This is a genomic window from Burkholderia sp. MSMB1498 (genome assembly GCF_001526245.1).
GTDB lineage: Bacteria > Pseudomonadota > Gammaproteobacteria > Burkholderiales > Burkholderiaceae > Burkholderia > Burkholderia savannae.
In genome coordinates this window covers 62,146-75,183 of record NZ_LOYJ01000092.1, presented here as the reverse complement: position 1 = coordinate 75,183, position 13,038 = coordinate 62,146, and the positions used below count along the sequence as shown (strand labels likewise).

The following is a 13,038-nucleotide window of genomic DNA, read 5'->3' as shown; positions in this document are numbered from 1 at the left end:
GAATCGAACCGAACCGAACCGGCAAGTCGGCAAGTCGGCAAGTCGGCAAGTCGGCAAGTCGGCAAGTCGGTGAATTGTAGACGCGGCGAACCGGAGACTCGGCGACGCGGGCCGCTTCATTCCGCCGAACGCGGTCCGCCGCCTCAAGCAAGCGCCCCGCTTCCTCATCTCGTTTCGAAACAATCCACGCCGGCCGCGACAAACTGCTAAACGCCCGCACGCCGAAGCCGCCGCCATCCACCATCATCGCCGCTCCCGTTACGCGTCGCGCGCCGCCCGGCCGCCGCGCGCGCACGCGCGCACAGTCGAACACGCCCACCAGGAGACCGGATAGATGAACGCCCCCGTCGAGCGCGGCGCCACGGCCGCGCCGCACCATGCCGGCTCGCTGACGATCCTCCAGGGCACGGCGCTCTACGTCGGCGCCGTGCTCGGCACCGGCGTGATCGCGCTGCCCGCGCTCGCGGCCGAAGTCGCGGGCCCCGCGTCGCTCGTCGCGTGGGCGGCGCTCGTCGTGCTGTCGATTCCGCTCGCCGCGACCTTCGCCGCGCTCGGCGCCCGCTATCCGGACGCGGGCGGCGTGTCGACCTACGTGCGCAACGCGTTCGGCCCGAAAGCGGCGGCCGTCGTCGGCTGGTGCTTCTATTTCGCGGTGCCGGCCGGCGCGCCCGCCGCCGCGATGTTCGGCGGCGCGTACGTCGCCGCCGTCACGGGCGGCGGGCACGCGACGGTGATCGCGTCGGCCGCCGTGCTGATCGCGATCGTCGCGGCCGCCAACGCGTTCGGCGTCACCGTGTCGGGAGGTGCGCCAGCTGCTCGCAGCCGGCCTGGTGGACAAGCTGCGGCTGCTGATCTATCCGGTCATGCTAGGGCGCGGCAAGCGCTTGTTCGGCGACGATGCGCTCGCGTGCGCCTTCACTCTCGCGCACTCGACGGCCACGCCCGGCGGCATGCTGATGGCCCGCTACCTGCGCGACGGCGAGGTGCGCACGGGCGCGTTCGAAGAAGTCGCATGACGATCCGCGCTGCAAGAGCATGCATTCCGGCCGACTCCGCCGACGCACGAATGGCGGCCTGACGAGCCATTCAAGCCGAACCCGTTTCTCGGGCCGGCCTGATACGCTCCTCGCCGCGTCGGACCGCGCGCGTCGGGCGACGCGCGGAGCGCGCCGCGCCGGGCGCTCAGTCGCGCCGCGCCCATTGCGCCGCGCCCATCGTCGGCGCCGAGACACGCCGAGCCCATGGGGCGGCCCGCGCCCAAGCGCCCCGAACGGCGAGCGACCGATGGCAATGGCGATGGCGATGGCGATGGCGACGACAGCGGCGGCGCGAACGCGAACGCGGACGCCGCGTCAGCGCGCCCCCTTCCCCCGTGCGTCGATCTCGTCGCGCAACCGTTCCTCCCGCTCCCGCAGCTCGGGCGTCATCTCCGCGCCGAAGTCGTCCATGTCGAACAACGGCCGGATCTCGATCTCCGAATCGCCTTCCATCGGATTCGGGCAGCGCTTCACCCATTCGAGCGCCTCGTCCATCGACGCGACCTTCCACAGCCAGAACCCCGCGACGAGTTCCTTGGTTTCCGCGAACGGCCCGTCGATCACGGTCCGCGCGCTGCCCGAAAAGCGCACCCGCTTGCCCTTCGCGCTCGGATGCAGGCCCTCGCCCGCGAGCATCACGCCGGCCTTCACGAGGTCTTCGTTGAACTTGCCCATCGCCTCGAGCAGTTCCGTGCCGGGCATCTTGCCCGCTTCCGATTCGTTCGTCGCCTTCACGATCACCATCACGCGCATCGTCGTTTCTCCTCGAGTCAGTGGGTTGCGCCGCGCGGCCGCCGGGCACTGCGCGGCGCGGCTTCGTCCTGCGGCTACGACACAGCGACGAACCAGCCTCGCCGAATTCGACACCTTCGCACAGAAAAACGACCGCACGCCAGCCCGCGCGGCCGCGAGCGGCTCCGGCCAGCGCCGTACCGCCGTTTGCGGCAGCGCAGCGCGGACGCGGCCGCCCGCCTCCCGGGCCGCGGCGCGAATGCCATAATCGCGATTCATTGCGCAGAATCGGAACCCCACCATGCAAAACTTCGACAATCCCCTGCACGACCGGGAAGCGGGCTTCGCCGACGCGACGCAGGACACGACGCGCATCGACGACGTCCGCATCGGCGCGGTGCGCCCGCTCATCTCCCCGGCGCTGCTGCAGGACGAGCTGCCCGTGCCGCCCGCCGTCCAGACGCTCGTCGAGCAGAGCCGCCAGGCGATCGGCGGCGTGCTGCACGGCCGCGACGACCGCCTCGTGACGGTCGTCGGCCCGTGCTCGATCCACGATCACGACCAGGCGCTCGACTACGCGCGCCGGCTCAAGGCCGCCGCCGACGCACTGCAGGACGACCTGCTGATCGTGATGCGCGTGTATTTCGAGAAGCCGCGGACGACCGTCGGCTGGAAGGGCTACATCAACGATCCGCGCCTGGACGGCAGCTTCCGCATCAACGAAGGGCTGCGCGCGGCGCGCCGTCTGCTCCTCGACATCAATGCGCTCGGCCTGCCCGCGGGCACGGAATTCCTCGATCTGCTGAGCCCGCAGTACATCGCGGACCTGATCGCATGGGGCGCGATCGGCGCGCGCACGACCGAGAGCCAGAGCCACCGCCAGCTCGCGTCGGGCCTGAGCTGCCCGATCGGCTTCAAGAACGGCACCGACGGCGGCGTGCAGATCGCGGCCGACGCGATCGTCGCGGCGCGCGCGACCCATGCGTTCATGGGGATGACGAAGATGGGCATGGCCGCGATCTTCGAGACGCGCGGCAACGACGACGCGCACGTGATCCTGCGCGGCGGCAAGAAGGGCCCGAACTACGACGGCGCGAGCATCGAGGACGCCTGCGCGGTGCTGCGCGCGGCGAGCCTGCGCGAACAGGTGATGGTCGACTGCTCGCATGCGAACTCGAACAAGTCGCACCTGCGGCAGGCCGACGTCGCCGAAGATCTCGCGCGACAACTGTCGCACGGCGAGCGGCGCATTACCGGCGTGATGATCGAGAGCAACCTGGAGGCCGGCCGGCAGGAACTGAAGCCGGGCGTGCCGCTGCAATACGGCGTGTCGATCACCGACGCGTGCCTGAGCTGGGCGCAGACCGAGCCCGTGCTCGACACGCTCGCGCAGGCGGTGCGGCGGCGGCGCGCGGCCTGACGGCGCACGCTCCGAAATCTCGCAGTTGCCGCCCGCCCGATGCGGGCGGCGGCGCACAATTCGCCCTCGCGAGCCACACAAACCCCTAGGGCCAGTTCACGTTGGTAACGGGCTTGCGAACGTGCCTTTGCGCCCGCAAGGCAAGGAGAGAGAGGAGGCGCAACAGCCGTCGCCATTGCAACGACGGAACCACGCCGCAATGCGGGCGCACGGGCACGTTCCCGTGATCGAAAAAATCCTTCGAGGAGCCGGCCGCCAGAAGGACCGATCGCTGCGCGGTGCTCCTCGCGAATACGTCGAGTATTCGCTTCGTCGCGATCCTCGCGCTCGGCCCTCCTGGCGGCCGGCGCAAGCCCGTTACCAGCGTGAACCGGCCCTAGAACACATCGACGAGGAATCCATGAGCGCCAGTGCGGATATCGATGCGGCAGTCGCCGGACAATACAGCGGGTTCGGGCGGTTCGGAGAGCTTGAGCAGTTGGCGCGGCTCTTCGACCGGCCCTTTCTGATCGCCGTCCGCGACGCGCTCCTGACGACGGCCCACCCGGCTGAATCGCTTCAAATCTCGATGGGCTGGATCGACAAGAAGCCCTATGCGGACATGCAACCTTACGGCGTCGTCGATTGCCACGGACACGCGATCACCCGCCCGGTCGAGTTGGGCGACGCCGCCATTTTCGCGATCGACGCATTCACCAGGCACGGCCAAATCACGCTTCGCCGCGGCCGGGGCCTGATCGTCCAGGCGAAGGCCGCGCCGAGCGCGCAACAGCCGAAGGTTCCCGTCACGTCGTTGTCGGCGTCCAATCCCGATGCGTCGACCAACAAGGAACTCGCCCTGTTGTCGGCGTGGCCCCCGTTCGACTTGCATCGAGCGAACAGGCGCAACGGCCTGCTGGGCAAATTCGCCGTGCCCGGCACCTCGCATACGCCGCCCTACGGCTGGTATGCGGCCGCGCCGAGCCGCAAGAGCAAGGGCTGGAACACGAACGGCCTGTGGCCGTCGCGCTGGATGTGCGCGCCCGCGATACAAAATGCGCGTTGCGACACCACGTTCGGCGAAATGCTCGTCGCGCTGTTCGACGGAGGCGCCGTCCAGGGCGTCCAAGTGGGCGCGCCGTGCTACCCGACGAGCGGCAGGTACGCCGCCATCGATCACGCCGGCTCCCACTCGTCGCGAACCGCGACGGATTGGGATCGTCTCTGAACCACCCTGATCGAGCTCCCCAAGAAATATGAAGTCACGTCCGGCTCCCACGGCGTGCTGGCGTCGATTCCGTACGTCCCCGGCTTGGCGAGCGCGATGTCGAACAGCGCGATCGGACATTCGCTCGCCTGCGCCATCTGGAAGCGACGATATCCGGTCGTCGTCATCCATCGAACCCGGCCCGATTGAGCCGGAATTCGGCGCGCGCCGAATTCCGCGAGGCGCTCGTTCGCACGCCGTCGACGCGCTTTGGCCTATGCCGTCACGACGGTCAGCGCGAAACCGTCCCAGCCTTTCGAGCCGACGGTCTGCAGCGCGGTCGTCGACAGGCGCGGATGCGCGGCGATCAGGCGGAAGTATTCGCGCACGCCGATCGCGTCCGGATCGTGGTTGCGCCGATCCGCGACGCGCCCCTGCCGCACGACGTTGTCGGCGACGATCACCGTCCCCGCGCGGGACAGCGCGACCGCGAGCGGCAGGTATTGCGGATAGTTGTCCTTGTCGGCGTCGACGAAGATCAGATCGAACGGCTCGGCCCGCTCGGCGATCAGCCGCTCGAGGCTGTCCTTCGCGCGGCCGGCGACGACCGTCACGACGTTCGCCAGCCCCGCGCGCGCGATGTTCTCGCGTGCGAGCGCCGCGTAGTCCGGATTGGCCTCGAGCGTGAGCAGCGCGCCGCCCGGCGGCAGCGTCCGCGCGAGCCAGATCGTGCTGTAGCCGCCGAGCGTGCCGAGCTCGAGAATCCGGCGTGCGCCGCGGATCGTCGCGAGCAGGTTCAGGAACTTGCCCTGATTCGCGGTGACGTTGATGGCGGGCAGGCCGGCCGCCCGGCTCGACGCGAGCGCCGCGTCCAGCGCCGGATCGGACGGCGCGAGCTGATCGCAGAGGAAATCGTCCACCGCGCTCCATTGTCGTTCGCTCATCGCGCACCTTTCGCGTGTCGGGAAAGGCCATTCTATGTCCGGCGGCGCGCCGTCGTGTTGCGGTGATGCGCGGGATTTGCGTGTCGGGCCGTCAGGCGGCGGGCGAATTCGGGGAGGCGGCGGGCGGCGGGCGGCAATTATGGGGCAACCGCGTTGTCGCCGGTCAAGTCGTTTGGGCTGCTCGCGACGGTCGCATCGTTCGCTTCGTTCATGTCGGCCGTGTCCTTCGAATCATTCGAGACGTTCGCGTTGTTCGCGTTGTTCGTGTCGTTCGTGTCGTTCGTGTCGTTCGCGTCGTTCGTGTCGTTCGTGTCGCGCGTGTCGCGCGCTTCGTTCACGTCATCCGAGTCGTTCGAGCCATCCGATCCCCCCAACCCCCTTAGGCCGCCGAAATCGCCCGAAACCGCCGGCGCACGCGCCGAGCGCCCCGAAGCCGCCCATTGCCGGCCGCCTCATCCGAGCCCGACGTCGACGACGCGATTGCGCCCGCTCGCCTTCGCCTGATAGAGCGCGCGATCGGCCGCCTCGACGATCGCCGCGACGCGCGGCGCGGGCGCGCCGTCCGGCTGCCACACCGCGACGCCGACGCTGACCGTCACGAACCCGACTTCCGACCCTTCGTGCTCGATCCCGAGCATCCGCACGCCGAGCCGCACACGCTCGGCGACGACGAGCGCGCCGCCGCGCGGCGTGTCCGGCAGCACGACGACGAACTCCTCGCCCCCGTATCGCGCGACGACGTCGCCGAGCCGCGCCGCCTGCTGCGCGATGCAGCGCGACACGGTCGCGAGCACCTCATCGCCGACGCGGTGCCCGTACGTGTCGTTGTAGCGCTTGAAGCGATCGATGTCGACGAACAGGATCGCGAGCGGACGCTCGCCGTACACCGCGCGCCGCCATTCGCGCTCGAGCGTCTCGTCGAGCGCGCGCCGGTTGTGCAGCCCCGTGAGGCTGTCGGTGCCCGCGAGCCGTGCGAGCGCCGCTTCGGCCGTCGACTTGCGCCACAGCGAATGCGCGAGATACGCGCTCATCAGGACGAAGATCAGCGCGAACACGCCCGTCAGCACGCCGAAGCGCCACGCACGAGCGCGCCACGTCTCGTAGATGTCGTCTTCGGCGATCGCCACCTGCACGATCAGCGGAATTTCGTCGAGCCGCCGATACAGGTAGAAGCGCTTCACGCGATCGATCGGCCCGGCGTCGAAGAACTCGCCCGAGCGGCCGAATTGCGCGCGCGTGTAGATGCTCGTCCCGCTCAGGTCGAGGCCGATGAATTTCTCGTCGAACGGAATCCGCATCACGATGCGCCCGTCCGCGTGAATCAGCAAGATCGCGCCGTGCGGGCCCGCATCGGCCGCCGCCAGCAACTGCTGAAAGTACGCGAGGCGCACCGCGAGCAAGACGACGCCCGCGAACGAGCCGTCCGCGCGCTCGACGCGGTGCGACAGCGCGACGCACGGCTCGCCGTCGCGCGACGGCAGGCGGTACGGCCCGCTCAGATACGTTCCGGGCCTCGGCGCGTCGCGCAGCGCGGCGAAGAAGTCGTACGACGCGAAGCTCGCCGTGGGCAGCGGCCCGTTCGCCGATGCGAGCTGCACGCGCCCGTGCGCGTCGAGCACGTACAGCGTGCCGGCCTCCCTCGCGGCCGCCGCGGAATCGAACAGGACCGAGCGGCGCAAGTCGGCGGGCAGCGCGGCGATCCTGCTGTCGCCGAGCTGCGCGGCGATGCGCGCGAGAGTCTCGTCGTACAGGTGAAAGCCGCGCGTGACGTCGCGCGCGATCATCTGCAGCGTGTTGCGCGCGGCGCCTTGCGCGTGCTCGAACGCGTCGTCGCGGCTGTCGCGCAGGATGGCCGCGCAGATGGACATCATGACGATCGCGACCGCCACCGCGCCGGCGATCACCATGTAGCCGAGCGGCATCCGGTGTGACGGTCCTCGCCGTCCGCGCAAGCCGGCATGTATCGATTTCATGCTTGTCTAGATGAGCGCGACGCGCTTCGTCACGGAAAAGATCGCCGGCCATTGCCCCGAAGCGCGCCGCGCGGCGCGCATCGGGACGACGCGCGATCGCGCGCCGCCGTGCCGGAAGAATCGGAATATTCCGACCGCGAAGCGCCTCGGCGCGCCGAATCGGCGACACGGGCCAATCGATCGGGGACATTTCGAATCGACGTCGCGGAACGCGACGAGCGGCCATTTTATCGGACGTTCGGCGCGATGTTGACTTTGCGCGCGGCGATTCGATTCACGTCGCCGGAAAGCGCTCAAGAATGCCGGATCGACGCCGATAACGCCCACGTCACGCGCGATCACGCGATCGATTCCGCCATGCCCGCGCGGCCGGGCATGGCGCCTTCGCCGCGCTGCGTCGCGCTTCGTCACGCTTCGTCGATGCGGACGCGCTTGCGCGCGCGGTCCCGTTCGTCATAATTCTGCGTCACGCGCGAGCGCGGGCCGAACGACGCGCGCGGCCGGGCACGTCGATCGTTTCAAAAACAGAAACGTCGACGCCGAACGCATTCGAATCGCAACACGCCGTTGCCGGCCTAGCGGCCCACCCATCCTGTTCGCCATGACCCACGCCAAATCATCGTCGTCCATTCCCACCGAACTGCTCTACATCGGCGCGGCGGGCGAGCACTACATCATGTCCGAGTGCTTCCGCCACAACATGGAGGCGTTCAAGCTGCCGATCGACAAAGGCTTCGATCTCGTCGTGACGCGCGCGTACCGGCATCTGTCGCGGCTCGACGACGCGCCGAAGCCGGTCGATCGCAACGCGCCGGAAACGCCGATCTACGTGCAGGTCAAGAGCCGCCAGGCCGCGCCGATCGCACCGCCGAAGCAAAAAGGCGAGCGGCCGAGCTGGGAAGGCTATTTCTCGATCAAGCCGGCCGATCTCGCGCTGATCTGCGCGACGCCCAATTCGGCGCTCGCATGCGTGCTGTTCGTCGATACGCGCGGCGAGCTGATGCGCAGCCGGACCGCGTACGCGTGGTGGATGTCGAGCGCCTACGTCAGCAAGATGCGCGATGCCGGGCACTTCATCGCGATGCCGAACAAGGACACGCTCGAGCTGTGGGTGCGCTACGTCGAGCCGGCGCCGGACAGCGAGTTCAATCAGAACACGTACGTGTCGTTCTTCAAGCAATGCCAGATCAAGGGCGCGGCGCCGGGCAAGAAATCGAGCGGCTTCCTGCTGTCGGCGGAGCGATTCGATTTCGGCAAGCTCGGCATGGAATGAGCGGATGGACGTCGCGCGTCACGCCCCGCGCTTTCGCGTGCCGCGCGCCCGCTTCGGCGCACCCTGCCCGTCGCGGCGACTTCGCCCGCCCGCCGCGCCGAGCCGCCGCCGCGCGACCGCCCGCACGGCCTCGATCAGCGAGCGCGCGACGGGCGAGAGCTGCGCATCGGTGCGCAGGATTAGCCCGACCGGCTCGTCCGCGCCCTCGACGGGCAGCGCGAGCCGCACGAGCGTGCCCGCCGCGAGATCGTATTCGGCCGCGTAACGCGGCACGAACCACACCGCGTCGTTTTCGAGCGCGAGCGCGCGCGCGACGGACACCGACAGCACCTCGACGAACGATTCGAGCGGCGGCGCGCCGCACGCGCTCAGCAGTTGCTCGGCCGCCTGGCGAATCATCGTGCCGTACGGCGGCAGCACGACCGGATGGCGTGCGAGCTGCGCGGCGGGCGCGGCGCTCGCCGCGAGCGGATGGCCCGCGCGCACGACCGCGACGAGCGGCTCGTTGTACAGGTGCTCGAACGACAGCCCGACCATCCGCTCCGGCTCCGACAGCCGCCCGATCGCGCACTCGATCGCGCCCGCCTTCAGCCGTTCGAGCAGCTCGGCGTTCGCGACGGTCGCGATCCGCACGACCGCGCGCGGCCATTCGCTCGCGAGCGCCTGCAAGACGGCGGGTGCGAGCGACGCGGCGACGGTCGGCAACATCCCGATCTCGAGCGTCGCGGCCGCGCCGCCGCTCTCGCGCGCGAGAAGCCCGACGCCCTGCCGCAGCGCGAGCACGCACGCGCTCGCGTGCGGAATGAACAGTTGCCCCTCGCGCGTCGGCCGCGCGCCCTGACGGCCGCGCTCGAACAGCTTCACGCCGAGGATCGACTCGAGCTCGGCGATCGTCTTCGACACGGCCGGCTGCGTGATCGACAGGCTTTGCGCGGCCTTCTGCACGCTGCCGAACTGCGCGACCGCGAGAAAGCACTGCAGGTGCCGGAACTTGACCCGGCCGTCGGCAATCCGGTGTTGCATAACGTCTGGTTATACGATTAGCGATAAAACATCATTTTGCATAACTTTCCGGATTAGCTAAAGTCCCTCCATCCCGCCTTGACAACCATCAACCCGGAGACGATCCCGATGGATTCCTCGACGCTCGCGCCGCGCGACTGGCCGTCGCATCCCGCGTACATTCATCCGCCGTACCGCTCGTCGGTGAAGCGCGGCCCGACGCAGCCGCTGATCCCGCTGAAGGAAAAGCTGCGCAACCAGCACGCGCCCGTCTATGGCGCGGGCGACCTCGGCCCGCTCGACCACGACCTGACGAAGAACGCGGCGAAGAACGGCGAGCCGCTCGGCGAGCGGATCATCGTCACGGGCCGCGTGCTCGACGAAGGCGGCAAGCCGGTGCGCAACACGCTCGTCGAGGTCTGGCAGGCGAACGCCGCGGGCCGCTACGTGCACAAGGTCGATCAGCACGACGCGCCGCTCGATCCGAACTTCCTCGGCGCGGGCCGGTGCCTCACCGACGAGAACGGCCGCTACCGCTTCCTCACGATCAAGCCGGGCGCATATCCGTGGGGCAATCATCCGAACGCGTGGCGGCCGAACCACATCCATTTCTCGCTGTTCGGCGACTATTTCGGCTCGCGGCTCGTCACGCAGATGTATTTCCCGGGCGATCCGCTCCTCGCGCTCGACCCGATCTTCCAGGGCACGCCCGAGGACGCGCGCGATCGCCTGATCTCGCGCTTCTCGATCGGCACGACCGAAGAAGGCTTCGCGCTCGGCTACGAATTCGACATCGTGCTGCGCGGCCGCGACGCCACCCCGACGGAGCGCTGAGCATGACGACGCTGAAACAGACCCCTTCGCAAACCGTCGGCCCGTACTTCGCGTACGGCCTCTGCCCGCAGCAGTACAACTTCGATCTGAAGAGCCTCTTCACGCCCGAGATCGCGACGCCCGACGCGGCAGGCGAGCACATCCTGCTCGTCGGCCGCGTGATCGACGGCGACGGCAACGCCGTCGGCGACGCGGTGCTCGAATTCACGCAAGTCGACGGCGAGGGCCGCTATCCGACGTCGCGCGACGACGCCGCGCAGCGCGGCTTCAACGGCTTCGCGCGCGTCGGCACCGGCACCGACGCGCAGAACCGCTTCGTCGTGCGAACGGTGAAACCGGCGCGCACGTCGGAGACGGACGCGCCGCACGTCGACGTGACCGTGATGATGCGCGGCATTCTCACGCACGCGTTCACGCGGATCTACTTCGACGACGAAGCGGCCGCGAACGAAGCCGACGCGGCGCTGAACACCGTGCCGGCCGAGCGCCGCGCGACGCTGATCGCGAAGCGCGACGCACAGGCGAACGGCGTGACCGTTTATCGCTTCGACATCCGCATGCAGGGCGAGCGGGAGACGGTGTTCTTCGATATCTGAACGAACCGACGTCCGCCGGTTGTGTGTGCGATCCGTGCCGCGCACGCAATCGGCCATTCGGGCGGATCGCCCCTCCTTATCCCCACTTTTTTCGGCCATGCGACGATCCGCGGCGCCCGGGCCGCGCCCCCCAATCGTCGGCTGGCCGGTCGATCGGCCCCGAACGGAAACAGGAGCCAATCCCGTCATGTCCGGCGCAATTAAAGCTTCTTTCAGCCAAGGAGCGGATCGACGACGAATGCCTCTTTAATTCCATTTGAAATCAGATCTTCGCTTGAATACCTCGCCATTCGTCCTATCCTGATTCCAGCAGATCGCTTATCTCACGAAACGAAAAAGAAAACATCAAACCAGCCATTCACCAAAATGCTGCGGAAACTCACGCAAACCGGATGTTGATTGCTGCCCTATGCGCCCGTACTCGACCGACACTTGGCGTCACATGCTTTCTTGCCGCTCACGTACAGACGCATCCGGAAATATCACTCGGATCCCGAATCACGCGATTATCGTCCGGGCAACCGCGTATGCCTGGGATGTCGCAGCGCCAGCTCGTCGATGGCTGGTTTTTCTTTAATGTCTCACTCAAGGGGATTAAGAATGAATTACCAGATCAACATTTCTATCAGCAACACCGGATTGAATACCATTTACCAAAATGGGCTTCATGTCACGCTCGTCAAGAGCGTGATCTCGGATCCACTGCAGCAGGGCAACCTGCCGATCGCCTGGGTAACGTTCCAGCCGCTCCAGTTGAACCAGATCTCGTGGCAGGAGCAGTACACGATGTACGCGACGACCACCGTCCTGCAGGCGGGCGCCACGATCATGATGACGTCGCAAACGGGTGCGCCGATTCAAACCGGCTGGACCTACACGTTCGAACGCGCCCAGTTCACCGGCGCCGACGGCGGCAGCCCCAGCACGTTCAACCTCCTCAACAGCCAGGCCGGCAACTTCAGTTTCGGGCTTGCCCAGCAGGCGGTCGTCAACAATGTTCCTGTCGCGGCGCCGCTCAACGCCGTGCCGGTCGCGTACAACATGAGGGCATCGTTTACGCCGATCGAAAATCTCTCGCTGTTCCTCGCGTCGTACAGCAACAATGGCTCGGTGATATCGCAGGTAGCCAGCAACGCGCTGCCGATCACGCTGTCCACCCAGAATCCGGCCGCCCAGGTCGGCTTCAACGAACGGACCAATACGTTCTACCTCCAGCAACCGGCCGTTCTCAGTGGGGAGGAGTTCGTCGAGGGACTTCGAGGCGCCGTCACCGGATCCGAAAGCTACGGCACGCTGAGAAGAATCGTGTGAGATGCGCGGAGCCGGTCTGCCGCGTCGAGTGGCAGGCCGGCGCACGGATCATGCCGGTTTGCACGATCTACATCGCGATCGATTCGGCAGGCGTGGCGAAGATCCGCGATGCGCGGCTTGCGGTCACGTTGACGAGACGGGTCGACACTTATGTCAGCTCGACACTGGCGAACATGCGCGGCGCATCGGTGAGCGCGTCCGTCATATGGCAGGCGTTCTCGCCGTACGAGCACAACAGCGTCGTCATCGACGACGCCATTTTCCTTTACATGACGGCGACCACGCTGACGGCAGGCAACGTGCTCGAGATCAATGCGACGACGAACGGACCGGCGCGGATCGAGACGCTCTATTCGTTCCGCAACGGCCAGATCGACAACGGCAATGCGGGCATCGGGCCGGCCGGCGCGTACTCCATCCGGAATCTGCAAATCGGCGCGTCCGGCGCTTTCGGGCTCGCGCAACGGGCAACGGTCAACGGCGCAACCGCGATATCGACGATGAACGCCACTGCTGTGATCACGAATACGCAAGCGGCGTTCTATCTGCTCGATTGGGCGGATCTGTTCCTGTCGTCCGGCGTAAACGGCATGATCGCCCCGTTCACGCCGACGAACAGTCTCGCGGTGCCGCTGAGCGGCGGTGCGGTCAATGTCGGATTCGACAACACCTCTAACACGTTCTATTTGACCTGACAGATTTCCCGCCGCCCGTACGCTGACGCGCAAGC

At 67.6% G+C, this 13,038-nt stretch carries 12 protein-coding genes and 3 pseudogenes; 10 read left to right on the top strand and 5 right to left on the bottom strand.

The annotated features are described in order from the left end of the window. Positions 1–334: 334 nt before the first annotated feature. Together WS91_RS33850 and WS91_RS20270 are read left to right on the top strand one after the other, a co-directional pair. A pseudogene (locus tag WS91_RS33850) lies at positions 335–802 on the top strand (amino acid permease); the annotation flags it as partial. A gap of 1 nt (position 803) precedes the next feature. Further along, a pseudogene (locus WS91_RS20270) lies at positions 804–1,016 on the top strand (dihydrofolate reductase family protein); the annotation flags it as partial. A 336-nt stretch (positions 1,017–1,352) separates the two neighbouring features. Here the strand turns inward: WS91_RS20270 and WS91_RS20265 are convergent. Next, positions 1,353–1,790 carry a YciI family protein gene (locus tag WS91_RS20265; RefSeq protein ID WP_059580381.1) on the bottom strand — a complete coding sequence of 146 codons (438 nt, stop codon included), beginning with the start codon at positions 1,788–1,790 and terminating at the stop codon, positions 1,353–1,355. A 280-nt stretch (positions 1,791–2,070) separates the two neighbouring features. Between WS91_RS20265 and WS91_RS20260 the strand changes: the two genes are divergently transcribed. Together WS91_RS20260 and WS91_RS37460 are read left to right on the top strand one after the other, a co-directional pair. Beyond that, positions 2,071–3,189, top strand: coding sequence for a 3-deoxy-7-phosphoheptulonate synthase (locus tag WS91_RS20260; protein ID WP_059670868.1), 1,119 nt, complete (start codon positions 2,071–2,073; stop codon positions 3,187–3,189). 400 nt (positions 3,190–3,589) lie between these two features. After that, positions 3,590–4,396: a hypothetical protein gene (locus tag WS91_RS37460; RefSeq protein ID WP_231752054.1), complete on the top strand. Its 807-nt coding sequence runs from the start codon at positions 3,590–3,592 to the stop codon at positions 4,394–4,396. Between the two features lie 254 nt (positions 4,397–4,650). Here the strand turns inward: WS91_RS37460 and WS91_RS20250 are convergent, their stop codons facing one another. The 3 genes from WS91_RS20250 to WS91_RS20240 all read right to left on the bottom strand — a co-directional run bounded on the left by WS91_RS20250 (position 4,651) and on the right by WS91_RS20240 (position 7,241). Next, positions 4,651–5,319, bottom strand: coding sequence for an O-methyltransferase (locus WS91_RS20250; protein WP_059670867.1), 669 nt, complete (start codon positions 5,317–5,319; stop codon positions 4,651–4,653). 137 nt (positions 5,320–5,456) lie between these two features. Further along, on the bottom strand, positions 5,457–5,657 hold the full coding sequence (locus WS91_RS20245) for a hypothetical protein (protein ID WP_156432412.1): 201 nt from the start codon (positions 5,655–5,657) through the stop codon (positions 5,457–5,459). A 114-nt stretch (positions 5,658–5,771) separates the two neighbouring features. Beyond that, on the bottom strand, positions 5,772–7,241 hold the full coding sequence (locus tag WS91_RS20240; protein ID WP_059670865.1) for a GGDEF domain-containing protein: 1,470 nt from the start codon (positions 7,239–7,241) through the stop codon (positions 5,772–5,774). Positions 7,242–7,277: 36 nt separating this feature from the next. Here WS91_RS20240 and WS91_RS38210 point away from each other — a divergent pair. Then, positions 7,278–7,612, top strand: a pseudogene (locus tag WS91_RS38210) (hydrolase). Between the two features lie 281 nt (positions 7,613–7,893). Continuing rightward, complete coding sequence (locus WS91_RS20225; protein ID WP_059579030.1) at positions 7,894–8,565, top strand: hypothetical protein; 672 nt, start codon at positions 7,894–7,896, stop codon at positions 8,563–8,565. 18 nt (positions 8,566–8,583) lie between these two features. On the opposite strand, the gene pcaQ is transcribed toward WS91_RS20225, so the two are convergent. After that, complete coding sequence (gene pcaQ, locus WS91_RS20220) at positions 8,584–9,588, bottom strand: pca operon transcription factor PcaQ (protein ID WP_059579032.1); 1,005 nt, start codon at positions 9,586–9,588, stop codon at positions 8,584–8,586. A gap of 108 nt (positions 9,589–9,696) precedes the next feature. Between pcaQ and pcaH the strand changes: the two genes are divergently transcribed. The 4 genes from pcaH (at position 9,697) to WS91_RS20200 (ending at position 13,003) form a co-directional block, all read left to right on the top strand. Continuing rightward, a complete protein-coding gene (pcaH, locus tag WS91_RS20215) occupies positions 9,697–10,401 on the top strand; it encodes a protocatechuate 3,4-dioxygenase subunit beta (RefSeq protein WP_038749493.1) in 705 nt (234 codons plus the stop codon). A 2-nt stretch (positions 10,402–10,403) separates the two neighbouring features. Continuing rightward, on the top strand, positions 10,404–10,997 hold the full coding sequence (gene pcaG, locus WS91_RS20210) for a protocatechuate 3,4-dioxygenase subunit alpha (RefSeq protein WP_059670863.1): 594 nt from the start codon (positions 10,404–10,406) through the stop codon (positions 10,995–10,997). Between the two features lie 600 nt (positions 10,998–11,597). Further along, complete coding sequence (locus WS91_RS20205; protein WP_059579038.1) at positions 11,598–12,308, top strand: hypothetical protein; 711 nt, start codon at positions 11,598–11,600, stop codon at positions 12,306–12,308. Between the two features lie 50 nt (positions 12,309–12,358). Then, entirely contained in the window at positions 12,359–13,003 is a 645-nt protein-coding gene (locus WS91_RS20200) for a hypothetical protein (protein WP_059579124.1), read from the top strand. Positions 13,004–13,038 lie beyond the last annotated feature (35 nt).